Below are 26096 nucleotides of genomic sequence, written 5' to 3'. Positions count from 1 at the left end.
TCCCCGTGAAAACCGCCCATTGCCCATCCTGCGGCGCGCCCGTCGTATTTAAATCGGCGGCGTCGGTCTATGCCGTCTGCGAGTTCTGCCGCAGCACCTTGCTGCGCGATGGCGAATCGCTCGAGAACCTCGGCCGCATGGCCGATCTGATGGACGATCCCTCACTGATCCGGATCGGTACTGAGGGGAAATACCAGGGCGTGCACTTTGGCGTCATCGGGCGCATCCAGCTTAGCTATGACGCGGGTTTGTGGAACGAATGGCACATCCTGTTCGACGACGGCCGTACCGCATGGCTATCGGAAGCTGGCGGCGAGTACGTGCTCAGTAGGCAGCTATCGTCCGAGGGGGAACTGCCGTCCTTCAAGTCGCTCAGCCCGGAAGCGCATGTAGCAATCGATGGCCAGCGCTTTACGGTCACCAATCTGACCACGGCGCGCTGCATTGCCGGGCAAGGCGAGCTGCCCTTCAAGGTTGCCAGCGGCTACGACGTCAATACCGCCGACCTGCGCGATGGCCAGAAGTTCGCCACCATCGACTACAGCGAATCGCCGCCATTGTTGTTCCTCGGTGAACCGGTGAAATTCGACGCGCTGGCGCTGAGCAATCTGAACGAATCGCCTGCCGAATCGTTTTCTACGGCCGACGCGGGTCGGCGCCTTAAGGTCGAAGCGTTCAGCTGCCCGAACTGCGCGGCGCCACTGACCATTCATTCGATAGCGATCAAAAGTATCGGCTGCCCTGGATGCGGAACTTTGCTTGGCGTCGAGAACGACAAGGTGCAGCAGCTTTCCAAGGCGGCGCAGAAGCTGCGTATCCAGCCGTGGCTGCCGCTGGGCAGCAAGGGGCGGCTGGCGGGTGTTGATTGGGAGGCGATCGGTTTCATGCAGCGCTTCTCCCGGGCGGGGGGTGAAAAATATTTCTGGCGAGAATACCTGCTATTCAATGCCAAGGAGGGTTTTGCCTGGCTGACGGAATATGACGGGCACTGGAATTTCGTCCGCACGCTGTCCAGTCCGCCGACGGTGCCGCAGCAGAGCAGACGCCTGATCCGCTACGCCCAGACGAGGTTTGAGCATTTCAGCCTGGCGCAGGCCGAGGTCGATTATGTGCTGGGTGAATTCTACTGGCGTGTCCGTGTGGGCGAAACGTGCAGTGTCGATGACTTCATTTGCCCGCCCAGAATGCTTTCGCGCGAAGTTACGAAAAATGAGGTTACCTGGTCGGAAGGCGTGTATACCGAGGCGAATCTGATTCGCCAGGCGTTCGGCGTTACTGCTGATTCGCCCAAGCAGAGTGGTGTCTATGCTAACCAGCCCAATCCGTGGAATGCGGCATTCCGGAAGAGCCTGTGGCTAAATGGTGTATTGATGCTGGTGGCGACGCTGATACAGATTGCTTTTCTTCTGTTCTCCCCCAGCGGCAGCGTTCTTAAGCAAGATTTCATCCTGTCCGCAGATAACGCGGAGCCATTGCTGACTTCGCAGGAATTCGTACTGAAGGAACCGGTGCGGGCGTTGCGTCTACAGCATCAGACGGATATTGATAACAACTGGGTGGGGCTGTCCAGTGTGCTGGTCGAAAAACAAACCGGGGCGGCGTATCGTGCGGACCAGGAGATCGGGTATTACTACGGTGTCGATGACGGCGAACGCTGGTCGGAGGGTTCACGCTCGGACGCTACCATTTTCAGGAACCTTCCCGCCGGCACTTACTATCTCAACATCGAGTACGAATTGGGGAGTGACGTCAAGAGGGCGGACTATCGCGTTGCCGACAGGGTGTCGCTGACGTTCAATCCGGTGGGCTGGTCGAGCTATTTTCTGCTCATCCTGGTCCTGGCGGCTTTCCCGCTTCAGGCGTGTTTGCGGCGTTCCAATTTCGAGACGGCGCGCTGGGCTGAAAGCGATTATGCCGAAGAAGAAGAGGAGGATGACGACGAATGATCCGGCGGATAAACCATCAATCCGGTGGTGGCCCAAGCGCTGCCGTATGTATCCGGCGGGGAAACAAAATATGCGGCAAGGCGCTGCAACGCTGTATGGAAAAATCGGGCGTCTAGTCGAAGCGGCGGGAGTCATTGCAGATGTTCAAGACCAATATCATGATCGGGCTGCTGATGCTGGCGCTTTTTTCCCATGCCCAGTACCAGGGCTGGAATTTATTTGAATCGACGGCCTCGCCTGTCCCGAGGCATGCGGGCGGCCTGGGCCGGACGTACCACAAGTAATGGCGGTGCGTGGCGGCTTGGGCGGCAACAGCAATCATGCAGCGGCGCTGATGTGGCCGGCGCGCTGCTGTTGTGGGCGCCAGTCATCGCAAAACCCCTGGCGCTGTAGCCGACGGGATGCCCGATGCCACACGGTGATCGTTGAGGGATGAGGCCGCCGTGAATCAGGCGCTGCTGTTTTCCGTCTTCATCGTCGCTTCCTGCGGACTGGCTTACGAGCTGATCGCCGGCGCGCTGTCGAGCTACCTGCTCGGCGATTCGGTCATGCAATTCTCGACGGTGATCGGCGCCTACCTGTTCGCCATGGGGATCGGTTCCTGGCTGTCCCGCTTCATTGACCGCAAGCTGCCGGCGCGCTTTGTGCAGATCGAACTCATGGTCGGCGTCCTGGGTGGGTTCTCGGCCGCCGCACTGTTCTTTATCTTTGTCTGGTTTTCCGGGCCGTTCAAGCTGGCGCTGTATCTGATGGTGCTGCTCATCGGCATCCTCGTCGGTATCGAGATCCCCCTGATCATGCGCATTCTCAAAAACGACCTCAGTTTCAAGGACGTTGTTTCACAGGTGCTGACTTTCGATTATCTCGGTGCGCTGGTTGTCTCCATTCTCTTTCCCGTGCTGCTGGTGCCGTATCTCGGACTGGTGCGTAGCGGGCTGTTGTTCGGGCTGCTCAATGTGCTGGTTGCCATATGGGCGTTCTGGCTGTTTCGTGCGCAGCTGCATGGTGCGTTCGGCCTCAAGGCGCAGGCGGGCGTGTCGCTGGTGGCATTAGCGGCCGGCTTTGTCGGCGCCGGGTGGTTTACGGATTTTGCCGAGGCGCAGCTTTATGCCGATGAGATCATTCATGCCGAAAGCTCGCCCTACCAGCGCATCGTCATCACGCGCTGGCGCGACGACCTGCGTTTGTTCCTCAACAACAATCTGCAATTTTCCTCGCGCGACGAGTACCGTTACCATGAGGCGCTGGTGCATCCTGGCCTGGCAAGCCTGCCGCAGGCGCAGCGTGTGCTGATTCTCGGCGGCGGTGACGGCATGGCGGCGCGCGAGGTGCTCAAGTATCCGCAGATCGAATCGATCACGCTGGTCGATCTCGACCCGGCCATGACCCGGCTGTTTTCAACCGCGCCGGCGCTACGCCGGCTGAACGCCGACGCGCTCAATTCGCCGAAACTGCGCCTCATCAATAGCGATGCGCTCAAATGGCTGGAGGAGAACGACGAACGCTTCGACTTCATCATCATCGATTTTCCCGACCCGTCCAATTTCGCCATCGGCAAGCTTTACAGCGCGGCGTTTTACCGTTTGCTGGCAAAACACATGCATGCTGATTCGCTGGCCGTCATCCAGTCCACCTCGCCGTTTTATGCCCGGCAATCGTTCTGGTGCATTGTGACGACGCTGGAGAGCGTCGGCCTGACGGCAACGCCTTACCACGCGCTGGTACCTTCCTTCGGCGAATGGGGTTACGTGCTGGCCGGCCGGCGCACCTACCGGCCGCCGGAGAAATACGATGTGGCGACGCGCTTTCTGACGCCGGAAACGACGCCGGCGCTGTTCGATTTTCCCAAGGACATGGCGCGCGTCGAGGCCGAGGTGAACCGCCTCAACAATCAGGCGCTGGTCCGCTACTTTGAACGCGAATGGGAGCAAGCGATCCGATGAGACGGTGCGATGCGCAACTTTATGAGGCGCCCATCATGTGCTGCGTGTATTGCTGCCTTACGCCTATACGCCGATGTGCGGCCTTGACCGGGGCGTAAGGCTATGGATCGCCGGGCTTTCCTGACCTCGCTGGCGGCAGCCGGACTGTCGCCGCTGGCAGGCTGTTCGCGCCCGGCACAACAGCATTTGCCGCCGGGGAGGCTGTCCGGCGCCTCGGCAGATTGGGGGCATGCGCTGCGCGAGCCGGATAAACTGCCGCCGCCGTCGGAAACCCTGCGTATCCCCGTAGCGATCGTTGGCGGCGGCATCGGCGGCCTCTCGGCGGCGTGGAAGCTGGCAAAGTCGGGGTGCAAGGATTTTCTGCTGTTTGAACTGGAGGCTGAGCCGGGCGGCAACGCGCGCGCCGGTCGCAATGCGGTGAGCGAATACCCGCTGTCGGCGCACTATTTGCCCCTGCCTGCGCCCGAAGCCCGTGCCGTGCGCGAACTGCTGGCCGAACTGGGCGTGCTGGCAGGCGATCCGTTTGCACGGCGGCCGCGCTATGACGAGCGCTATCTGTGCGCCGTGCCGCAGGAGCGGCTGTATCGCAATGGCTGGTGGGAAGACGGCCTGCTGCCGCATATCGGCGTTGCAGCGGCCGAGCGGGCGCAATATCGGCGTTTTTATGCACTGATGGCCGCCTTTCGGCAGCGCAGAGACGACGGCCGCCCAGCGTTCGCCCTGCCCATGGAAAATTCCAGCCGCGCCAGCGATCTGCTTGCGCTTGACCGACTGACAATGCGCGACTGGCTGTGGGCGCAGGGGTTCGATTCGCCGCATCTGCACTGGTACGTCGATTACGCCTGCCGCGACGACTATGGCACGGGCAGCGGCGAAACCTCGGCCTGGGCGGGCATTCATTACTTTGCCTGCCGCAGCGGCGAAGCGCAGGATGCGGCGGGCGATACGGTGCTCACCTCGCCCGGCGGCAATGCCTGGCTGGCGCGCGGGCTGGCCGATTCGGTTCGGACGCATGCCGGCGAGCGGGTGATGACGGGCACGCTGGCCTGGCGCGTACAGGAAGCGGGCGAGCACGTTGCGATCGACCTGTGGCAGCCGACGGCGCAGCGCAGCGTGCGCGTGCTGGCCGGACACTTGATCTGGGCGGCGCCGCTGTTCATCGTGCCCTACGTCTTTTCCGGCCGTGAACGGTTGGCGAACGCTGCCCGGCGTTTTGCCGCCGTGCCCTGGCTGATCGCCAACCTGACGCTTTCACATGCTCCGGAAGACCGGGCCGGCGTCCCGCTGGCCTGGGACAACGTGCTCTATGACAGTCCCGGTCTCGGCTATGTCGTCGCCACGCATCAGATGATCCGCCAGTGGCCGCAGCGCACCGTGTGGACGTATTACCGCGCATTGTCCGGCCTGGCGCCGTCGGCTGGCCGCGCCCAGCTCGAAGCCATGTCTTACGCGCACTGGGCGGAACAGATCTTGTCCGATCTGGAGCGCGCGCATCCGGATATCCGGCAGGCGACGGAATACATCGATATTTACCGCAACGCCCATGCGATGGTGCGTCCTGCGCCCGGCCTGATCTGGGGGCCTGAACGGCGGCTGTTTGCCGACAGCGGCAGGCGGGCGGGAGAACGTTTACACTTTGCCCATGCCGATGTCAGCGGTTTTTCGCTGTTCGAGGAAGCGCAATATCGCGGCGTGCTGGCGGCAGAGCGGGTGATGCGGCAGCTGGGCAGAAATTTTGTTTCATCCCTTGTCCCCGGCGCACGCGCAGATTCGCCGGCATCGACATAAAAAACCAGCAGCGTTATATCGGGGCAAAGAAGGTCAAAAAGACGCCAGAAACACGGGAAGAGAACGAGAAAAAACGATATGCACGGATTGCACCTCATCGCCGAACTTCATGAATGCACCTGCGCTCGCGATCTGCTCGATCGCGTCGAAACGCTGCGTGAAGTGTGCCTGGCGGTTTGCGCCAGCCCCGGGCTGACGCCGGTGGCGCAGGCTTTCCATCAGTTCATGGACGGCAGCCGTCTGGCGGGTGCGACCGGCGCGGTGGTGCTCGCCGAATCGCATCTGGCCGTGCATACCTGGCCTGAATTGCGGGCGGTGACGCTCGATCTTTACGTTTGCAACTTTAGCCGCGACAACAGTGCGGCGGCGCGCGCCGCGTTTGCGCAGCTCATCGCCCGCTTCTGCCCGCACCGCTGCGTACAGCGCGAGATCGTGCGTGGACAGATCGGCACGCCGCCCGTATAAGCGGGCGCACGCGCGATATCTCCGCCAGTAGGGATAGCCGGCAGATAGGGTCGGCGGATAGTGGCGGCCGATAAGGCAGGCAGATAGGCGGTGTGCAAGGCGGCGGACAAGGCTATACTTACGTTCTTGGCATTTTTGAATCTTATTGACTGCATTTGCACTGACTGTCTTTGGAGTTTTCATGGAATCGTTGCGCTTTGTTCTGCCCCAGTCCGAAATCCCCACTCATTGGTACAACGTTGCCGCCGACCTACCGACGCCGCCCCTCCCGCCGCTGGGCGCCGACGGGCAGCCGGCCAAGCCGGAGCAGATGGCGGCGATTTTCCCGACCGCGATCCTGGAACAGGAGATGTCGTCGGAGCGCTGGATTCCTATTCCGCAGCCGGTGCGCGAAATCTATCGTCTGTGGCGGCCCTCGCCCCTGGTGCGCGCGGCGCGGCTGGAACAGATGCTGGGCACGCCGGCGCGCATCTACTATAAGAACGAAGGCGTTTCGCCGGCCGGTTCGCACAAGCCGAACACGGCGGTGGCGCAGGCGTATTACAACCAGCAGGCCGGCATCCGGCGCATCACGACGGAAACGGGGGCCGGACAGTGGGGCAGTTCAATGGCCTTGGCCGGGCAAATGTTCGGTCTCGACGTGCGCGTCTACATGGTCAAGGTCAGCTACGAGCAAAAACCATATCGCCGTTCGATGATGCAAACCTGGGGCGCGGAAGTGTTCGCCAGCCCGTCGGAAATGACCCAGACCGGCCGCGATGCGCTGGCGCGCGATCCCAATAACCAGGGTTCCTTGGGGCTGGCGATTTCGGAAGCCGTGGAAGAAGCGGCTGCGCGCGCCGATACCAATTACGCGCTCGGCTCGGTGCTCAATCACGTGGCGCTGCATCAAACAATCATCGGTCTGGAGGCGAAAAAGCAGTTCGAACTGGCCGAAGACTGGCCCGATGTCGTTTTTGCGCCGTGCGGCGGCGGCTCATCGTTCGCGGGGATGGCCTTTCCGTTTTTTGCCGATAACGCCGCCGGCGGCCATCATGGCAAACAGGTGCGGCTGGTGGCCGTCGAACCGGCCTCGTGCCCGTCATTGACGCGCGGCAAGTATGCCTACGATTTTGGCGATGCCTCCGGCTTTACGCCGATCATGAAAATGTATACGCTCGGCCACGACTTTATGCCGCCGGGCATCCATGCCGGCGGCTTGCGTTACCACGGCGCTTCGCCGCTGGTTTCACAGCTGTATCACGAAAAGCTGATTGAAGCGGTGGCCGTGCCGCAACTGGCAACGTTTGAAGCCGGCGTCATGTTCGCCCATTCCGAAGGGATCATTCCTGCGCCGGAATCCTGCCATGCCATTCGCGCCGCCATCGACGAGGCGCTGCGCTGCAAGGAAAGCGGCGAACCGAAAACGATTCTGTTCAACCTGACCGGGCACGGGCATTTCGACATGGGGTCTTACGACCGCTATTTCTCCGGCGAGCTGGAGGACTTCTCCTATCCGGAAGCGGCCATTGAAAAATCCCTGAAATGCTTGCCGCAGGTCGGCTAAGCGGCTGACGCCGCGTCCTGAAAGACCACGTCAGACGGTCAGGGAGAGCGGGTCAAGGCGTCGGCGGAAAAGATCGGGAGGGTCGACAAATGCGTGCGCTGGTGTTTTTTCTAGGGGTGGCCAACCTGCTGTTTCTGGCTTGGACACGGGGGTATTTCGGCGATGAGGCGTCGATGAGCGCCGGGCAGATGCAGCGGCGGCAGCTTATGGCGGAACGGGTGAATATCATCGCGCGTGACGAATCCTCGGCCGCGCCGACGGCGAAAGCGCCGGAAAAACAAAACGAGCCGGTTGCGCCGGAAAAACAAAACGAAGCGGTTGCGCCGCAAATGCCGGCGGACCGCGCAAGCCCCGTGCAGGGCGATCAGCCGGCTCGGGAAACGCCGCAAAGCACGGACAGACGGGCGGAAGAAAACGCCCCCGCAAAGCCGGCACCGGAAAAAACCGAACCGGGCAAGACGGAAAAACCCGTCAGCATGGTTTGCCTGACGCTGAATGATCTGAACGCCGACGAGCTGGCGCGCGTTACGGAGATCACCGGCGGCCGTTTCCGCGATTTTCGTGTCGATCGCCGTTCCTCTGCCGGCAGCCGGAGCTATTGGGTATTCATTCCGCCGCTGGGCAGCCGGCAGGCGGCCGATCGTCAGAGCGAGGCGCTCAAGCGGGCCGGGGCGCCGGAATTCTTTATCGTGCAGGAACCGCCAGCCATGCGCTTTGCCATTTCGCTGGGCGTGTTCTCGACCCGCGAAGCGGCCGAGGAACGGCGAACCGATCTGCGCCTCAAAGGCATCGATGCTGCGCGTGTGGGCGAGCGCGAGACGCGCTCGGCAACCTACCAGCTTGAACTGCGCGGGCCGGAACCGCGGGCCGGCGCTTTGCGGCAGGCCATTGCCGGCGCGCTGCCCAAAGCGCGGCTGGCGTCCTGCAAGGCAAAATAGACGCCGGCATGGGCGGGTAAATCATGGGCTTTATCGTTGGCCTGACCGGCGGCATCGGCAGCGGCAAAAGCGCAGTCGCCGCCCGCTTTGCCGATCTGGGCATTGCCGTCGTCGATACCGATGCCATTGCCCATGAACTGACCGGCGCTGGTGGCGCAGCCATGCCCGCGATCGCCGCGGCGTTTGGCTCGGCGGTCGTGTCGGCCGCCGGCGCGCTCGACCGCGCCGCCATGCGTCGCCTGGCCTTTGCCGACGCCGGCGTCCGGCAGCGGCTGGAAGACATCCTGCATCCCATGATCCGGCACGAAGCGCTGGCGCGCTGCGAACAGGCGCTTTCGCAGCATTCCCCCTACGTCATTCTGGCGGTGCCTTTGCTCGTCGAATCCGGCGCCTACCGCGCGCACATCCGGCGCGTGCTGGTGGTCGACTGCGACGAGGCAGTGCAAGAGCAGCGCGTCATGGCGCGCAGCGGTCTGGCGGCCGATGAAGTGCGCCGCATCATGTCCACCCAGGCCGCCCGCGCCGAGCGGCGTGCGGCGGCGGACGACATCATCGACAACAACGGCGATCTGGCGGCACTCATCCCGCAGGTCGAAGCGCTGCATGATCGCTATTTAGCAGCGTCAGAAAAGCGGCCCTGAGCCCCGAAGAAACGAAGCAGAAAACATAAAATGCCCGGATGTCCCCGTAAATAAAGGGATTCAGATCATCAAAAAATATAAACCGGAAAAATAGCGGATTCCTTTGTCAAAATACTGCCTTGCTGTGTTGGCCTGGCCTTGCCGTACTATTTGTGCTGCCTGCGGCTTTACCGCCTTGTCTTTTGGCAAAGTCGAGCCGCTATATTTTGGGTGTCTCAAATATAAGTGCCCTGAAACCCGCGTGGATAGGACGTTTCCAGGCAGGAACGTCTGAAACCCTTATAAATAGGGCGTTTGCGGACAGTGTGCCCGGAGATGCCCGAAATACGGGGGCTGGCGTGCATCCTTTTGGGAAGGGTCTGGCTGGCGCGGGCGCTTCGGGTTTTGCGGCGATCCCCCTTCAGTTGAGATTTTGCGCTAAATGCCGCAGAATGATGCCCGTGATACCGAGCCAGTAAGCGCATGATTATTTACGAATATCCTTTCAGCGAACGGATTCGCACGCTGTTGCGGCTGGAGGATCTGTTCGCCAAGGCTGACTATTTCCTTGCGCAGAGTGGCGCGTATGAAGATCATGCGGCGCTGCTGGCGCTCTTTGAGATCATTGACGTTTCCGGGCGCGTCGATCTGAAGCTGGACCTGATTCAGGAGCTGGAACGCCAGCGCCAGGCTTTGCTCGGTTTTCGCAATAATCCGGCTATTTCTGAAGATGCGCTGTCCAGCGTGCTTGCTGAACTGGAGCAGGCATCGACCGCCCTGCTCGCCATGCCCGGCAAACTGGGGCAGCATCTGCGCGATAACGATTGGCTGATGGCGATCAAGAGCCGCTCGTCGATCCCCGGCGGCATGTGTGAGTTCGATCTGCCGTCCTATCATTACTGGCTGCACCTGCCGCCGGAAGTGCGGAGCGAGGAGCTGCTGGGCTGGTTCTACCCCTTCCAGCCCTTGCGGCAGGGCGTGGAGGTCGTCCTCCGTCTGCTGCGCGGCAGCAGCGGTAAGCCGGAGCATCACCTGGCGCCAGGCGGGGCGTTCCAGCGCATGATGAGCGGCATCGTCTCCCAGCAGATGGTGCGTGTCATGCTCGACCCGCAGACCCCGTTTATCCCCGAAATCAGCGCCAACCGCTACGCGCTTAATATCCGCTTCACGCAGCTGGGGCTCAGCGGGCAGCGTTCCCGCCAGTGCGGGAGCGATGTCGAGGTGCCGTTCGATCTCGTGTTCTGCATTCTATGAAACGCTCTGAAAATTCCGAAAACACCTCGCCTGCCGAACGCATCGTGCGCTGCCCGCAGTGTGGCGGCGATTCGCGCTGGAGTCCGGAAAATCCCTACCGGCCGTTTTGCAGCCAGCGCTGCAAGCTGATCGATTTGGGCGCCTGGGCCTCGGAGTCCTACCGCATCCCGGCGCAGGCGCCGGCTGACGATCCCGATGCTGGGAATGCAGGCGATGGCGGAAATGGCATCTCGCCGGCGGGCGGCTCACCAGCCGCGTAGCATGGCGATGCCGTGCGCGCCGTGGGTACAGGCCTCATCGAGCCGCGCCGGCGTCATGCCGCCGAGCGCAAAGACGGGCAGCGGCGCATTTTCGACACGGCGGGCAAACGGCCGCCAGCCCATGCCCGTCGAGCCGGGGTGGGAGGGCGTTGGCAGCACGGGGCTGAGCAGCGCAAAGTCAAGATCGAGCGCCGCGGCGCGGGTCAGTTCCTCGTCCGTATGGCATGAGGCCGCCAGCCAGGAGAAACTGGCGCGCAGGTTGTGGCAGGCATCGAGCGCCATCAGGCGCGCGGCAGAAAGATGCAGGCCCTGCGCGCCGATTTGGCGTGCCAGCGCCTCGTCATCATTGACCAGCACAATGGCGTCTGCGTAGTTCCGGGTTTTCTGCATGACGGCTTGTGCAAAGCGCAGCCGCGATGCTGGCGGCAGCCCCTTGTCGCGGATCTGAATCAGGCGCAGGCCGTTGTGCAGCGCGTCTTCCAGACGGGCAAGCTCGGCGTCGATTCCGTTTTCTTCCGCATTCGTCAGCGCGTAAACCGGCGGCAGGCCGAGCGCGCGCAGAATCGGCCCGTTGGCGGGCAGGACAGGCGAAACGGCCGGGGAATCGCCGATGCGCGTCCAGGTGATGCCGCTGTGTTCGAGCGGCACAATATCGCCGCGCCAGGCCGTGACGCGGAAGAATTTCAGGCGGACGCGCGCGTGCGGATAGACGAATTCCCGCATCAGCCACGGCCAGGCGTGCGTGACGCTGATACCCAACTCTTCGCGCAATTCGCGCGTCAGCGCGTCGTGGTAGGTTTCACCCGATTCGACCTTGCCGCCCGGAAATTCCCAGTAGCCCGCATAGACCTTGCCTGACGGGCGCTGGGCGAGCAGATATTCGCTGTTTTTGTTTTCGTCTCGATCATTTTTTCCGCTGCGCAGAATGATTCCCGCCGAAACCTGGGTAATGCCGCTGAGCGATGCGTTCATGGCGCTTTTTTCGCCGTTTTCCCCGCAGATTGGACAGCCTGTGCGCCGGCCCAGTCCTTGGCGAACTGCCAGGCAACACGGCCGCTGCGGGAACCGCGCATCAATGCCCAGTTGAGCGCATCGCGCTCGGCGCGGGCAATGGCATTCTTGTCGCAGCCAAAATGCTTGAGCCAGTGGGCGACGATATTGAGATAGGCATCCTGGTCGAAAGGATAGAACGAGAGCCAGAGGCCAAAACGTTCGGAGAGCGAGATTTTTTCTTCGATCGCTTCGCCAGGGTGGATTTCTTCGCCGACGCGGCTGGTTTCAAGGTTCTCCTCAAAATATTCCGGCATCAGGTGGCGGCGGTTCGACGTGGCGTAGATCAGGACGTTCTCCGGCGCCGAAGCCAGCGAGCCGTCGAGCGCGACTTTGAGCGCCTTGTAGGTGGCATCGCCGGCATCAAAAGAAAGGTCGTCGCAAAAGACGATGAAGCGTTCGGGGCGTTCCTCGATAAGTTCGACGATCAGCGGCAGATCGACGAGATCGTTCTTGTCAACCTCGATGACGCGCAGGCTTTTTTTCGCATATTCATTGAGCAGTGCCTTGATCAGCGAGGACTTTCCGGAACCGCGCGTGCCGGTGAGCAGGACGTTGTTGGCCGGCTGGCCGGCGACGAACTGGCGCGTATTGGCGTTGATGCGTGCTTTCTGCTCGTCGATGTCCTTCAGGTCGCTGAGGCGGATTCGGGAAAGCTTGCGCACCGGCGCCAGGAAGCCGGCCGCGCCCTGCTTGCGCCAGCGGAAGGCCACGGCATCGCGCCAGTCGGGAGCGGCGGAAGCGGGCGGCAGCAAAGGGTCGAGGCGATCAAACAGCGTTTCGGCGCGTTGCAGAAAATGCAAAAAAGGGGCGAAGGTCTGATCGGGTCTCTGGTCGGTTTTGCGGGTGGTGTCGGTCATGGCGCGAATTGCCTTTTCAAATTGTCTTTTCGGTGTAGGGTCCTGTTCGTCTTTCCGCGATGGATAGGCGGTAGGCGCGTCGGCCAGTGGTTTTTTCTGGACGCTGTGTGGCCTGATCAATCGCGGGTTCGGCGACAAGAAATAAAGCCAAACAGGCGGGTGGCAGAGGGCGCTGCAAAAAGCGGCAATGCCGTAGGAAAACAGCGTGTTTGGCTATACTTCGTGCTTTCAGAAGAATCTTTACTCTATCAAATGATGCAAGAAAGACCCAAGCAGGCGATGCGTTTTTATGCCGCCGCGCTGGCGGCGCTGTGGCTTTCGGCGTGTTCGACGGCGCCGGAATGCCCGGTTTGCCCGACGACACCGGCAACCTCTTCGCCGCCGGCAAAAACGGCTTCTGATACGGTGGCTGATCTGCCGGCAGACAGGTCGGTGAGACCGATGCAGCCGGCCAGCTGGCGCGATCTGCCCGGCTGGGAAAACGAAGATCTGTCCGCCGCCTGGCCGGCCTTCCTGCAATCTTGCCTGGCGCTGTCAAAGCGCCCGCAATGGCCGCAATGGCGGGCGGCGTGTGAGGCGGCGAAACCGCTCGTGGTGACGGATCAGGCCACGCTGCGCCGCTTTTTCGAGGCGCATTTTCGTCCCTATCGCCTAACCAACCCGGATGGCTCGACGAGCGGCCTCATCACCGGCTATTACGAGCCACTACTGCAAGGCGCCCGCCAGCGCACGGCAAAATTCGCCTATCCGGCGCTGGGTGTGCCGGACGACCTGCTGACCATCGAACTGTCCGCGGTTCTGCCTGACCTCAAGCACCAGCGTCTGCGCGGCCGTTTACAGGGCAATAAGGTGGTGCCGTACTACTCGCGCGCCGAAATCACCAGTCAGATGCAGAAATACGCCGATCATGCGCTGCTCTGGGTGGATGATGCGGTCGACCTGTTCTTTTTGCAGGTGCAAGGCTCCGGGCGTGTGCGCCTGACCGATGGCCGCATGGTGCGGCTCAGTTACGCCAACCAGAACGGGCACCCCTACCGCAGCATTGGCCGCGAACTGGTCGAGCGCGGTGAATTGACGGTCGAACAGGCGTCGATGCAAGGCATCCGCACCTGGGTGCGCGCCAATCCGGGCCGGGCGGGCGCTTTGTTCAACAGCAATCCGAGCTACGTGTTTTTCCGCGAATCCGCCGTCAATGGCGACGAAGGGCCGAACGGCGCGCTGGGCGTGCCATTGACCGCCGGGCGCAGCATTGCTGTCGATCCGCGCCATGTACCGCTGGGGGCGCCCGTTTTTCTGGCGACAACGCAGCCGGACTCGGCAGCACCGCTGCATCGTCTGATGCTGGCGCAGGATACGGGCGGCGCCATTCGCGGCGTCGTGCGCGCCGATTATTTTTGGGGCTTCGGCGCGGAAGCCGGCGACCGGGCAGGCAAAATGCGCCAGCAGGGGCAGATGTGGGTGATTCTGCCGCCGGGTGCCGCGCCGCGTACAGATTAAATTAACTTGTTGCGACTCGAATCTATTCTGTTTTGTGCCGATCTAAAATGAGCGGCGCAATGTAGCTAAACATGGCCATGATTAATGCCCCAAGGGCCAGCGCAGCCAGCATGCCGACATAGTTGAACCTGTCCAGTATAAAGCCGGCGATAGGCGGTATGGTTAGTCGCCCCAATGTAAAAAGACTGGCTTGCAGCCCATAATCGACCGCCTGGTGGCGCACTCGGGCAAATTCCATCATCAAACTGAATGCGAGTGACGCTGTGGTTCCCATGCTTGCCGCTAATAACAGACTGGTAACAATCATTACCCTATGATCTGCATGGTGCCAGATGGCTGCTGCTAGGAAAACAAGCGTAGCAAATCCGGCGAATGCACATAAGGGTACGGAGCGCCCCAAGGTGCCGTGATTTACCAGACGAGCAGTTGCAAGGCTAGCTAAAGCGGCACATCCGCCACCACCGACTCCGGCAATCCATGCGACTTCTTTTGCTGCGAATCCATAATCAAGTAAAAGCGGTTTGAGATAGACCCAGCCCGTAGCGACAAAAGGAAAATATCCCAATAACAGGAGTGTCCAGCGCCATGCACCGGGCTGGCGAAAAAAGTCTCGCCATGTAGCTAGCCATGCCGTTTCAGGAACCAATGCAAGGTGTTCTGTCTTCGCTGTTTTCCCCGTCTTCCTTAGAGTCGACAGTAACCATAGTGCGGCAAATAACAGTGAAGCCATGAAAATAAATGGCGCATGCCACCCCCAGTTTTGTTGTGCCAGTAACATTAGACCGCCGCCGAGAATGGCAGCTAGGCATAATGCAGCGGAACGGATGCCGCCGGCGCGTATGCGTTCTTCTGGGGGCAATAGATAAATCGCCAGTGCATTGACTGGAATATCTGCCCATGCCGATAGTCCGCTAGCGAGCAAACCCAGGGTGAACAATTGCCATCTATTGGCATCGATACCACTCATGGCAAGCGCCAGTAAAACAAGAAGATATGCGCTGCCAAGCAGAGTTGCCCAGCGGACATAATGTTTTGTCACTGCAATGTCATGCTGGTTTTCAACAGGCCAGGCCATAATGATTTTGAACAGTGCAGGAAATCCCATGAGCTGGAAGACGCCGATTTCAGTTCCTGACCAGCCGTGTTGGCGCGTAATGAGGGGAAGTCCTATAGCCAGATAGATGGCAGGGGTCGCTAGAGCAAGATTGAGTGTGCCGAAACTGAACTGATACCAGCACCAGCAGATATTTTGACTATCTGCGGTTTTCATCCTGCTTCCTCTTTACGAGCGATAATGACTTGCATTGGTGCAAGCGGAAAGCGCATGCAAGGGAAAGACGCCAGTATGGTGAATCCGGACTTACATAAAATTCGGGCGAATTCCCCCTGGCGCCAGACCTGGCATCCGCGCAATTGCAAAGGCAGACAATAGGCTAAGATCCGCTCAGCTTCACTGCGTGTATTGGGAAGTTCTGCATGAACGGCAACGAGCGTACCGCCGGGCGCAAGCGCTGCCAGCAGCTTGTGTGCCGACATTTCCAGATCATGAGTGAAATACAGTAGCGATGAGCACCAAATCAGATCATAGTTTGCGCCGATGTCTGCTGTAGTGAAGTCGCCACCTAGTGTCTCCAGACGTTGTTGCAGCCCAGTTAATGCGATGTTCTGACGTGCCACATGAACTGTTTCCGGAAGGTCGAAGATGACACCATTCCAGTCAGCGTACTGTTTTGCTAAGGCAATGGCGACGCAGCCAGGGCCACCGCCCAAGTCAAGGAATCGGCATGATGCTTTAGAAATTTCTGCGTACGCTACACAAGTCAAAGCCGTATCGGCGGTTACGGCACATTGCTCTTGTCCAATTTGCTTTTGTGCGGCTGCTGCCCATCCAGCATCATTTGCACTTTTTGGCAGGACGTTGCAATCTTCGCGTAGCCAGCCGGAGAGATTTTTTCCGAATTGATGCATGGCTCGTAGTCGAAAAGCCAGTGCCTCGTGGCAGCATTGAGTGCCGTTGAATAAATAATTAGTTAAGCTGGGTGGTACGTAGTAGCACCATGTGCTGTTTTCATTTTCCTGGGTTTTTTCTGCACGATCTAAGATGCCCATTCCCCAAAGTAGTTCTAGCCAGTGCTCTGTCCGGGTAATATTTAACCCCAAACGCCGGGCCAGTATCGGTGCTGATATTGGTGCATTTTCCGCAAGTTCTAAAAATAGTCCATGCTCGAAAGCAGCCAGTAACGCACCGGTATGTATTGAAGCCAATGCCTGATCCCAAAAAATCTGTAGAGGGTGAGGCGTGTCAGCACTCATGTGGTTCCTCCATTAGAAGCGATAGGATAGGCGCAGACCGTACTCACGCGGAGCGCTGTAGGCAGTTGCCATGCCGTTGAGATAGCCAATGGCGTCGTAACGCTTGCCAGTTGCATTGTTGATATAAGCAACCAATTCCGCGTTGGCTAACAAATATCCTGCTGATAGATCAAGAAGAGTATAGTTTGGACGCTGGTAATGGTTAGCGGCATCAAGGTAAATTTTTCCCATTCCATGTAGTCGGGCTTGTGCCCACCAGCCTTGTGGGGCTTCATAGCGTAGACTCAAATTTCCCTGCAAATCCGGGGCAAAAGGATTTCGATAGCCTTCGTAATTATTGACGCCATCATGATATTCATTGAAACGTGTGCGATTGAGTGCAACCCCAGCTTGTACCTGCCAGTTATTGCTGATGCGGTAGCGTAGTTCGGCTTCCGCTCCTGTCGAATGTGCGCGTGCAGCATTACTGATGAAAACCTGTCCAGGTGCCGGCATTTGCTGAACCTGCATATCATGCACGTTCATGCGATAAATTGCTGCGCTATAAAAAAGCCGATGCGCAAGGGCATAACCTTTGATGCCTATTTCCCAAGCGTCTAATTTTTCCGGTTGATAGGCACGCTGGCTGGCGAGAGAAGAAAAAGCATTAAAACCACCGGCGCGGAAGCCATTGGAATAGCCTGCATATACCTGTATCGGGCCATTCTGATATTGCAGCGCAAGCTTGGGTGAGGTGTGCCGCCAGATGTGCTGTTGTTCAGCTTCGTTTTTGCCATATAACTTGAGACGCACATTGTTTTCTTCCAGGCGGACACCAGCCAACAAATTCCAGTGTGTTGCCAAAGGGATTGTCCAGTGGGTGAAAAGCGCTGTTGTGTGTGCTTTCTGCTTGGCTTGTGTGCGAGTCAAGGCCCTTGGTGTTTTTTGTGTGAAGCGCCAGTCGTTATCGTCACGGTCAGCATAAACGCCCGCTATCCAGCGGATACCGTTCAGACGGTCGTCTGTATAGCCTTCTAGCCGAAGCTCTTGGGATATCGTGTCAAAATGATAATCACGTCCGATGAACATGCGTTCAGTCGGTAAAAAATCGGTGTCTTGCTGCATGTGGTCACGGAAAAGGTTGCGCGCGGTAATCGAACGCAACTGCAGATAAGGTGAGATTTCATGATTGATATCCAACGATACGGTTTGCCCCGAAGCGCGCAACCAGCTTTCCGTTCCTGAATGTACGGTGTAACGCGGTGCGGTGACAGCTCCCCAGGTTGCACCGCCGTCGTCGTAGCGTTGTGCTGATGCGCGTAAAACGACATCGGTTGCAGTGCTAGGCGTCCAACGTAATGCAAGGCGCCCGCTGTGCAAGGCGCGGTCGTCTGTTTTCCCTCCGGTGAAAACATTATCGATAAACCCGTCCTGACGCGTCGTTTCGCCCGCAAAACTGGCATAGAGCCGATTCTCAACCAGCATTCGGCTGATATCGGCACGTAATACCTTTTTGCCGTGGCTGCCCAGATCGGCGCTGACGAAAGTATGCGGATGCATATCAGGCAAACGTGTAACCACATTGACTACGCCGGCTTCAGCGTTGCGTCCGTAAAGCGTTGACTGAGGCCCACGTAAAACCTCCACGCGTTCGACACCAAATAGTCTGTCGCCAAATCCCCAGGCGTGCAGAGTCGGTACGCCATCGACAAGCAATACTGCTGAAGAAGAAAAAGAAATAATATTGGCGGTCATGCCACGTATGACCGGAGGTGATAATGTGCTCTGCCCCGTTTCCTGAAAACTGAAACTAGGCGTCATTGTTGCTACGTCTGCCAGACTGCGTGCCCCAATATTCTCCAGATCGTTGCCGTCAAATGCTGTGATGCTTCCTGTAACCGTTGCTAGCGTTTCACTCTGTTTGTTGGCAGTGACCGTTATAGTTGGCAGTTCGCTGATATCTTCTGCCTCTGTGTTTTGGGCGTTTATTGCGCCTGTAAATAAAATGGATAACGCCCCCAGAAAAAACTGTATTGTTATTTTCCTGGTGTATAAGTCATAAGCCTGATATTTCATTTGCCTTGATATGAAAAATATCCGGCATCGTTTTTTCGATAGCATGATCAATTCCTTGAGGTGGTACGTTGTGCCGTCGCAGTGCCGAAGTGGCAACGTTAGAAGCATTAAAATTCTCTTATAAAATGAGAAACGCTTACTTTTATTTATCTATGAAAATGCACTGATTCCTTATGCCTTCTGTCATTCTTGGCCCCTCTCGTAAAAGTAGCGATGTCTCTCAGCGTGTCGGGTCTGATGTTGAACGTCTGATACGTAAGCAGGCTGGTGGTTGGCAGCACCAGTATTTGCCAGCCCGGTTCGGCAATTGTTATACTGATAGTCTTGCCTTAGCTGATGACTTCCATCTTCTTCATAGCGTTTACCGGCCTCGTGTACCGCTGGTTGAGGAAAGCTTGCGGCATGATGAAGCGCCTTTACTAGCCATTACGCTGTCGTTGTTCGGAGAATCAGTTTTCTGCGCGGAAACAGAAGGCGCTTTACGCTTTCGTGCCGGTAGCATCGTGGTTGCCAGTTTTCTTGATGTTCGAGGCGAGCGACGCTACTGCACTGGCGAAACGCGCCAATTGCGCTTGGTGCTGGGAGAGTCCAGCTTGCAGCGTTACATTGTTGGCGAAGGACGGTACATGCTTGTCAGGCGTCCGTCTTTACGGCAGTTGGCTTGTCTCGATATGACGCCGTCCGTTGCGTTCTGCGTCCAGGCTTTGTTGCGACAGGTATGCGAAGTACCCGAAGATGTCGTACAAACACATATTTACGCCTTGTCCTTGCTATCTGAAATCTTGCGCGCCCTTGGTGTGGTTTCAGGATGCTTGCGTCAACGAGAAAAACAACAACAGCAAGCGGAGGCGGCACAACGCTATCTAGAAGCAAATGCCGATCGCCATGTTGGCCTGAATGAACTGGCGTGCGCAATTGGTGTCAGTGAAAACAAGTTGCGTCGCCTGTTTGCAGAACGTTATCGACAAAGTCCTGCGCGATGGTTGCTGGCAGCGCGGATGCACAAAGCGCGGCAGCTCCTGGAGCGCGGCTGTCAGGTAGCTGAAGCAGCCTATGCCGTCGGTTATGAGCACCCGGGAAATTTCAGCGTTGCTTTTTCCCGTTTTTTTGGTCAAACGCCCAAATCCGTATTTCAAGGACGCCTTGGCGAAGCATTTATACCTTCTGTCAGTAGTGCTGTCCGGATGCCCGACACGACTTTGCCATGATTTTCATTAGGCACCACATTCTGTGCAATTGCTAAAAACATCGAGTGGCGCATAAATATTTTTTGGAAGATTGTCTATGAAAAAAATCTTGCCCGTCATTCTTGGCATCATCGTACTTGCCGTACTGGTGGTGGGCGGCTGGCTTATTCACCGGCAGGAACAGCTTGGCGCGCCGCCCGCCGGTCTGGCCCGATCTAACGGCCGGCTGGAACTGGAGCGTATCGATGTGGCGACGCTGTATCCGGGGCGGGTGAAGGCCGTGCTCGCCGAAGAGGGCGATGAAGTGCGCGCAGGCGATGTGCTGGCCGAGCTGTCATCCGATACGGCATCCAGCCGTGTCGAAGCGGCCAAGGCGCAGAAACAGCGGGTGCAAGAAACGGCTGCCCGCGCCAATGCCGAAATCAAAGCTTACGAACAGCGGTTGCACGTGGCGCAACTGGAGCTGGATAACGCACACGCTATGCGCCGTAGCGAACTGATTTCCGACAGCGAGCTGCGCAAGCGCCGCGCCGAACGCGACAGCGCCGCCGCGTCGGTGGCCGCCGCCAAGGCCGCGCACGCCGAAGCGCAGGCGGCCATCAGCGCCGCGCAGGCGCAGATGAGCGAAGCGGCTTCGGCCAACGACGACATGCTCATCCGCAGCCCGATTGACGGGCGCGTGGAATATAAAATCGCCGATGTTGGCAACGTGCTGGCGGCGGGCGGCAAGGTCGTCAGCTTGCTTGACCCGGCCGATGCCAGCATGAATATCTTCCTGCCCGCGCCGCAGGTCGCGCAGTTGAAGCTGGGCGACGAAGCGCGCATTGTGCTCGACAGCATTGATGCCGTGTTCCCCGCCAGAATCAGCTACGTTGCCAGCGATGCCCAGTTCACGCCGAAAAATGTGGAAACCGTCAACGAACGGGCGAAGCTGATGTTCAAGGTCAAACTGAAAGTGCCGTCGGCAACCGCCCTGCAATATAAGGGCCTGCTCAAAGGCGGCATGACGGGCAACGGCTACGTGCGCCTGAACGAGCAGGCGCAATGGCCTGCCGATTTGGCGGTGAAGCTGCCGCAGTGACGGCACGGTGCTTTTCTTTTCACTCAGCCGTTCATCCGTATTTGGAACTTGGGAAAAGTTGGGAAAGCGTGATCCATAACAGAAAGGACAACGATGAACTCCGAACCGACGCTTGCCGAAGCACAAACGCGCATCGATGAAATCCAGCAGCTTTACCGCGAATGGATGCAGTGGCAGCCCAAACTGCAAGCCGCGCAGAGCGATTGGCAGCACGCTGCCGCCATCATGCAAAAGCTGGCGCAGTTTTACTTTGGCGGTGAATACAACCGCTATTACAACGCGCTGGCGAACGGGTTGGACGTGGACTTGCGCACCCAAGGCGAATACAGCGTGATGAGCGAAGACGCGCTGTGGAACGCCTTTGGCGAACAGCAGACATTGGCTTGGCAGTGGCTGCGCGCGGCCGTCGCCGCCTTGGATCCGGAAGCCCAGCCGGCGCCGGAGGCAAGAAATCAGGAGTAAAGCACCGTGACGCTGAACGACATCCTCAACCGGCGCCGCTCCGTGCGTCATTACGATGAAGCCGCGCCCCTCGACGCCGATGTTGTGCGCCACTGCCTGCGCACTGCACAGCTTGCTCCCAGCAGCTCGAACATGCAGCTTTACGAGTTCTACCACGTGACCGACCCCGCCGTATTGCAAGGGCTTGCCGTCGCCTGCCTCGGCCAGCAGGCCGCCACTACCGCGCAGCAGATGGTCGTGTTCGTCACCCGCCAGGATCTGCACCGCCGCCGCGCCCAGGCTGTATTGGAATTTGAGCGTGGCAACATCGCACGCAGCAGCCCACCAGAAAAGCAGGCAGGACGGATCAAGACAAGTGAGGTGTATTACGGCAAACTCATGCCTTTTCTCTATGCCCGCTGCTGCGGCCTGCTCGGCGCATTCCGCAAAGTGCTGGCCTGGAGTATCGGCCTGTTCCGCCCGATGACACGCGACGTATCCGAAGCCGATATGCGCGTGGTGGTGCACAAAAGCTGCGGGCTGGCCGCGCAAACTTTTATGCTGGCGATGGCGGAAGCGGGCTACGACACCTGCCCGATGGAGGGGCTGGACAGCCGTCGCGTCAAACGCATTCTTAAGCTGCCGCGTGGCGCCGAAATCAACATGATTGTCGCCTGCGGCATCCGCAAAGCAGGCCACGGCATCTGGGGCGAGCGCTTCAGGCTGCCGTTTGGCGAAATTTATCGGGAGATCTGAAACGTATTTGCCTAAGCTGCCTGAACGCAACGCCTCGTTGCACTGCCGCGTGGACGTGCGGCGGGAAATCCATCATGAGGCAGGCATGAACGGTGACGCAGATCAGAAGCAAAGATGACGGGCAAGATGAAAACCGCAACGCCTCTCGCCGTTTCCTTGCAAGGGGTTTCGCATCGTTACGGTAAAACGCAGGCGCTCCATGATGTGTCATTGTCCATTCCGCAAGGCGTAACGGTAGGGTTAATCGGCCCTGACGGGGTGGGCAAATCGACCTTGCTATCGCTGGTGGCGGGTGTGCGCGCTATTCAAACGGGCAGCGTGCAGGTGCTGGGCGGCGATATGGCCAATAAAAAAGCGCGCGAGGGCTTGTCGCTGCGTATTGCGTATATGCCACAGGGCTTGGGTAAAAACCTGTATCCCACGCTGAGCGTGCAGGAAAACATCGATTTTCACGCGCGGCTGTTTGGTTTGAACGCAGCCGAACGCAAGGCGCGCATCCAGCGGTTGCTCAATGCAACAGGACTGGCGCCGTTTCCGGATCGTGCGGCGGGAAAGCTTTCTGGCGGGATGAAGCAGAAACTCAGCCTGTGCTGCGCGCTGGTGCATTCGCCCGATTTGCTGATTCTGGATGAACCGACGACGGGCGTTGACCCGCTCTCGCGCCGCCAGTTTTGGGCGCTTGTCAACGAATTGCGCCAGGAAACCAGGAATATGACGGTTATCGTCGCCACTGCTTACATCGAAGAAGCCGAGCAGTTTGAATACCTGCTGGCCATGGATGCCGGCAAGTTGCTGGTCAACAAACACACCCGCGAAGTGCTGGCGCAATACGGTACGGCCACGCTGGAAGAAGCATATATCGCCATGCTGCCCCCCGAGAAACAGCAAGGCGCGGGCGGGTTGACGCTCACCCCTTTTGTTCCCGAAGCGAACGCTCCGCCGGTGATTGAGGCGCATGGACTGACCAAGCGTTTCGGCGATTTCACCGCCGTGGATCATGTCAGCTTCAAAATTGAAAAAGGGGAAATTTTCGGCTTTCTCGGTGCCAATGGTTGCGGCAAGTCCACCACCATGAAGATGCTCACCGGCCTTCTCGATGCGACTGAAGGCACGGCCGAACTCCTCGGTCAGCCGGTCGATGCAGGCAACATCGCCACGCGGATGCGCGTGGGTTATATGTCGCAGGCGTTTTCGCTGTATGAAGAGTTGACCGTGCGCCAGAATCTGGAGCTGCACGCCCGGCTCTACCAGATGGGCGACAAGGGCGCAGCGGCGGTAGAAGAAGCCTTGCGGCAATTCGACCTGGCCGATGTGGCCGACACCGCGCCCGCCGCCCTGCCGCTCGGCATTCGCCAGCGGTTGCAACTCGCCGCTGCCTGCCTGCACCACCCTGAAGTGCTGATTCTCGATGAGCCTACATCGGGCGTCGATCCGGCTGCGCGCGATATGTTCTGGCGGCATTTGTTGAAGCTGTCGCGCCAGGACAAAATCACTATTTTTGTTTCTACCCATTTCATGAATGAGGTAGAGCGCTGCGACCGCACGTCGCTGATGAACAGGGGGCGCGTGCTGGCGGTGGGCACGCCGGCGCAACTGCTGGAACAAAGCGGGCAGGCGAATACAGAAGAGGCGTTCATTTATTATCTGGAAAAAGATGCCGAGCAGGCGCATGCAATGGGGGCAATAGACGTTTGATTCCCAGTGCTTTGCCTTTTCGGCTTTTTCTGGGCGAACAGGAATTTCGATGAATACGCCGCGCTTTATCAGTCGCCGCGCCTTGCTCAAAGCGGGCGTTGCCGCCGCCGTTGTCTCGGGCGTCGGCGCCCGCCGTGCCTGCGCTCAGCCACCGGCCGTGCAGGCCCAACCCATGATTTATTCAGAGAGGAGTGCCACCATGTTATCCCAGACGCTTGAATACCAGGGCGCACGCCTGCATTACCAAACCGGCGGACAGGTGCAAGCGCCCATACTCGTGCTGCTGCACGGTGGTTTGGGATCGATAGACGATTTTTCTCCGCTGCTGCCGCGCTTGCAGGAAAGGTTTCGCGTGATTGCTGTGGATACCCGCGGACACGGGCGTTCCACCTTTGGCGACGTCGCGCTGACCTATGCCCAGGCGGCCGATGACGTGCGTTGCATCCTGCGTCGGCTCGGCGTTGGTGCATACAGCCTGTTTGGCTTCAGCGACGGCGGGACAACCGCCTACCGTCTCGGCGCAGAAGATGAAAATGTGCAAAAGATCATTACCGTGGGTGCCGATTGGCACAAAGACCATCTGGCCGGAAATCGCCCGATGTTCGAAGCGATAGACGCAAAATTTCTCAAAGAAAATTTGCCCGATCAGCTGGCGGCCTACCAGGCATGCAATCCTGCGCCCGACGTGGACAAAATGGCGGCCAGCCTGAAAGCCATGTGGCTGGACGAACGCGCAAGCGGGTATCCGAATGAAGCCATGCGCAAAATCAAAGCGCCCGTGCTGGCGATCCGCGGCGAAGCGGATTTTCTCTACGCCTTTGCCGATTGGGCGGCGCTTGCCGGCGAACTGCCGGATGTGCATCTGATGAATGTGCCTTTTGCCGCGCACGAAGCGATGAAAGAACAGCCCGAAATGGTGTGGGCCGCAGTTAAGGCGTTTTTTCCGGTTGCCTGAAATGTCCAGGCCCGGCAATCCACGATCCCGTTATCCTGTAGCTGAGCGCCCGTGCCCCGGCCGTTTCGCAAAACCGGGCAGCGCTGGGCGAGATGTCGGCCGGCCCGATGGAAATACCGGCCCGGCGCTTTTATTTCACTTCATTCGAGGAGATTGCCATGCCTAAAACCCTGATCATTCTTGCCCATCCCAATCTTGCTCAATCCACCGTTAATAAACACTGGGTGGCCGCGCTCAAGCAGCACGCCGATCGCTTCACGGTTCACGAACTCTACGCCGTCTACCCCCAGGGCAAGATTGACGTGGCCGCCGAACAGACATTGGTAGAAACCCACGATGCGCTGGTGTGGCAGTTTCCCGTGTACTGGTTTAACTGCCCGCCGTTGCTGAAGCAGTGGATCGATGAAGTGCTGACCTATGGCTGGGCATACGGCTCGACAGGCAAAGCGCTAACAGGCAGAAAAATCGCGCTCGCCGTTTCGCTCGGCGCGCCTGCCGGAGACTACCGCGCAGACGGTGCCGTTGGCTGCACCGTTGCCGAAGCGCTGCGCCCGTTTGAACTCACGGCGAAATACTGCAACGCGGATTACCGCCCGCCGTTTACCTTCCATACGATAGACAGCAACGCAGGGTACAGCGAAGCCGCGCAGCAGGCGGTAGCGCGGAGCGCGGCGGACTATCTGGCCTGGCTGGCGGCGCTGTAATAGGCGTGATGCCGTCGGCAAACGGATTGGGCCGTCAGGCCGCCGGAAACCAGCCCTGCCGTTCGCCTGGTTTCAGCGATGCCCTGTCTGAAATGCGCAATTGACGCGGGTTTTAGCAATGCCCCCTCTGAAACGCCCAAAGGACGCGGGCTTCCCGGCAGCTACTGCGGATGGGTATTCGATGCGGATGTTCGGACGCCACAGACGTTCAGCGCACCGTGCGCAGACGCTGCCGCGCTTAACGCGCAATGCAGGCAGACGCCGGTAGCGATGGGGCGGGCCCAAACCCCGCGTGGAATAAGGGTTTCAGCGATGCCTTCCCGCAAATGCCCAATTGACGCGGGTTCCAGCGCTGCCCCCTCTGAAACGCCCAAAGGACGCGGGCTTCCGGGCAGCTACTGCTGATGGGTATTCGCCGCGGATGTTCCGACGCCACAGACGTCCAGCCCGCCGCACACAGACGCTGCCGCGCTTAACGCGCAATGCAGGCAGACGCCGGTAGCGATGGGGCAGGCCCGAACCCCGCGTGGAATAAGGGTTTCAGCGATGCCTTCCCGCAAATGCCCAAGGGACGCGGGTTCCAGCGATGCCCCCTCTGAAACGCCAAAAGGACGCGGGCTTCCGGGCAGCTACTGCGGATGGGTATTCGCCGCGGATGTTCCGACGCGACAGACGTTCAGCGCACCGAGCGCAGACGCTGCCTGCTTAACGCGCAATGCAGGCAGACGCCGGTAGCGATGGA

General features: G+C 59.2%; 23 protein-coding genes. 18 read left to right on the top strand and 5 right to left on the bottom strand.

Translation table 11 applies throughout. The annotated features are described in order from the left end of the window. Positions 1–5: 5 nt before the first annotated feature. The 10 genes from ABCS64_RS08955 (at position 6) to ABCS64_RS08910 (ending at position 10760) form a co-directional block, all read left to right on the top strand. Entirely contained in the window at positions 6–1946 is a 1941-nt protein-coding gene (locus ABCS64_RS08955) for a DUF4178 domain-containing protein (RefSeq protein WP_418891503.1), read from the top strand. Positions 1947–2086: 140 nt separating this feature from the next. Further along, on the top strand, positions 2087–2230 hold the full coding sequence (locus tag ABCS64_RS08950) for a hypothetical protein (protein ID WP_418891502.1): 144 nt from the start codon (positions 2087–2089) through the stop codon (positions 2228–2230). A gap of 159 nt (positions 2231–2389) precedes the next feature. Then, on the top strand, positions 2390–3889 hold the full coding sequence (locus ABCS64_RS08945) for a polyamine aminopropyltransferase (protein ID WP_418891501.1): 1500 nt from the start codon (positions 2390–2392) through the stop codon (positions 3887–3889). Positions 3890–3991: 102 nt separating this feature from the next. Then, entirely contained in the window at positions 3992–5677 is a 1686-nt protein-coding gene (locus ABCS64_RS08940; protein WP_418891500.1) for an NAD(P)-binding protein, read from the top strand. A gap of 78 nt (positions 5678–5755) precedes the next feature. Continuing rightward, complete coding sequence (locus tag ABCS64_RS08935) at positions 5756–6142, top strand: S-adenosylmethionine decarboxylase family protein (RefSeq protein ID WP_418891499.1); 387 nt, start codon at positions 5756–5758, stop codon at positions 6140–6142. 181 nt (positions 6143–6323) lie between these two features. Further along, entirely contained in the window at positions 6324–7688 is a 1365-nt protein-coding gene (locus ABCS64_RS08930) for a TrpB-like pyridoxal phosphate-dependent enzyme (RefSeq protein ID WP_418891498.1), read from the top strand. Positions 7689–7777: 89 nt separating this feature from the next. After that, positions 7778–8626 carry a hypothetical protein gene (locus ABCS64_RS08925; protein WP_418891497.1) on the top strand — a complete coding sequence of 283 codons (849 nt, stop codon included), beginning with the start codon at positions 7778–7780 and terminating at the stop codon, positions 8624–8626. Between the two features lie 23 nt (positions 8627–8649). Beyond that, positions 8650–9267 (top strand): dephospho-CoA kinase, encoded by a 618-nt coding sequence (gene coaE, locus ABCS64_RS08920; RefSeq protein WP_418891496.1) that lies wholly within the window; start codon positions 8650–8652, stop codon positions 9265–9267. Positions 9268–9729: 462 nt separating this feature from the next. Then, positions 9730–10500 (top strand): cell division protein ZapD, encoded by a 771-nt coding sequence (gene zapD / locus ABCS64_RS08915; protein ID WP_418891495.1) that lies wholly within the window; start codon positions 9730–9732, stop codon positions 10498–10500. Next, positions 10497–10760, top strand: a complete 264-nt coding sequence (locus ABCS64_RS08910; RefSeq protein WP_418891494.1) for a DNA gyrase inhibitor YacG — start codon at positions 10497–10499, stop codon at positions 10758–10760. Before zapD ends, ABCS64_RS08910 begins: the two co-directional genes overlap by 4 nt. On the opposite strand, the gene ABCS64_RS08905 is transcribed toward ABCS64_RS08910, so the two are convergent. Together ABCS64_RS08905 and ABCS64_RS08900 are read right to left on the bottom strand one after the other, a co-directional pair. Further along, positions 10746–11732 carry a Nudix family hydrolase gene (locus ABCS64_RS08905; protein WP_418891493.1) on the bottom strand — a complete coding sequence of 329 codons (987 nt, stop codon included), beginning with the start codon at positions 11730–11732 and terminating at the stop codon, positions 10746–10748. The two genes, ABCS64_RS08910 and ABCS64_RS08905, sit on opposite strands and share 15 nt — an antisense overlap. Next, positions 11729–12670 carry an ATP-binding protein gene (locus ABCS64_RS08900; protein ID WP_418891492.1) on the bottom strand — a complete coding sequence of 314 codons (942 nt, stop codon included), beginning with the start codon at positions 12668–12670 and terminating at the stop codon, positions 11729–11731. Before ABCS64_RS08900 ends, ABCS64_RS08905 begins: the two co-directional genes overlap by 4 nt. Positions 12671–12922: 252 nt before the next feature. Here ABCS64_RS08900 and mltA point away from each other — a divergent pair, with 252 nt between their 5' ends. Beyond that, complete coding sequence (mltA, locus tag ABCS64_RS08895; protein ID WP_418891491.1) at positions 12923–14167, top strand: murein transglycosylase A; 1245 nt, start codon at positions 12923–12925, stop codon at positions 14165–14167. 22 nt (positions 14168–14189) lie between these two features. Here the strand turns inward: mltA and ABCS64_RS08890 are convergent, their stop codons facing one another. The 3 genes from ABCS64_RS08890 to ABCS64_RS08880 are packed head-to-tail and all read right to left on the bottom strand — an operon-like array spanning position 14190 to position 18580. Beyond that, complete coding sequence (locus ABCS64_RS08890; RefSeq protein WP_418891490.1) at positions 14190–15437, bottom strand: MFS transporter; 1248 nt, start codon at positions 15435–15437, stop codon at positions 14190–14192. After that, positions 15434–16480 (bottom strand): class I SAM-dependent methyltransferase, encoded by a 1047-nt coding sequence (locus ABCS64_RS08885; protein ID WP_418891489.1) that lies wholly within the window; start codon positions 16478–16480, stop codon positions 15434–15436. The genes ABCS64_RS08890 and ABCS64_RS08885 overlap by 4 nt, the downstream gene beginning before the upstream one ends. 12 nt (positions 16481–16492) lie before the next feature. After that, a complete protein-coding gene (locus ABCS64_RS08880) occupies positions 16493–18580 on the bottom strand; it encodes a TonB-dependent receptor (protein ID WP_418891488.1) in 2088 nt (695 codons plus the stop codon). 128 nt (positions 18581–18708) lie between these two features. Between ABCS64_RS08880 and ABCS64_RS08875 the strand changes: the two genes are divergently transcribed. The 7 genes from ABCS64_RS08875 to ABCS64_RS08845 all read left to right on the top strand — a co-directional run bounded on the left by ABCS64_RS08875 (position 18709) and on the right by ABCS64_RS08845 (position 25354). Beyond that, complete coding sequence (locus tag ABCS64_RS08875; RefSeq protein ID WP_418891487.1) at positions 18709–19743, top strand: helix-turn-helix transcriptional regulator; 1035 nt, start codon at positions 18709–18711, stop codon at positions 19741–19743. A gap of 76 nt (positions 19744–19819) precedes the next feature. Continuing rightward, complete coding sequence (locus tag ABCS64_RS08870; RefSeq protein WP_418891486.1) at positions 19820–20803, top strand: HlyD family secretion protein; 984 nt, start codon at positions 19820–19822, stop codon at positions 20801–20803. A 93-nt stretch (positions 20804–20896) separates the two neighbouring features. Further along, positions 20897–21265, top strand: a complete 369-nt coding sequence (locus ABCS64_RS08865; RefSeq protein ID WP_418891485.1) for a DUF4298 domain-containing protein — start codon at positions 20897–20899, stop codon at positions 21263–21265. Between the two features lie 6 nt (positions 21266–21271). After that, positions 21272–22000, top strand: coding sequence for a nitroreductase family protein (locus ABCS64_RS08860; RefSeq protein WP_418891484.1), 729 nt, complete (start codon positions 21272–21274; stop codon positions 21998–22000). 126 nt (positions 22001–22126) lie between these two features. Next, a complete protein-coding gene (locus ABCS64_RS08855; protein ID WP_418891483.1) occupies positions 22127–23695 on the top strand; it encodes an ATP-binding cassette domain-containing protein in 1569 nt (522 codons plus the stop codon). Positions 23696–23744: 49 nt separating this feature from the next. Continuing rightward, entirely contained in the window at positions 23745–24650 is a 906-nt protein-coding gene (locus ABCS64_RS08850) for an alpha/beta fold hydrolase (protein WP_418891482.1), read from the top strand. 158 nt (positions 24651–24808) lie between these two features. After that, positions 24809–25354: an NAD(P)H-dependent oxidoreductase gene (locus tag ABCS64_RS08845; protein WP_418891481.1), complete on the top strand. Its 546-nt coding sequence runs from the start codon at positions 24809–24811 to the stop codon at positions 25352–25354. Positions 25355–26096: the final 742 nt, after the last annotated feature.

It is taken from the genome of Dentiradicibacter hellwigii, assembly GCF_041770905.1.
Lineage (GTDB): Bacteria > Pseudomonadota > Gammaproteobacteria > Burkholderiales > Rhodocyclaceae > Propionivibrio > Propionivibrio hellwigii.
Note: the sequence above shows the minus strand (reverse complement) of the source record. Positions and strands in the feature narration are given on the sequence as shown.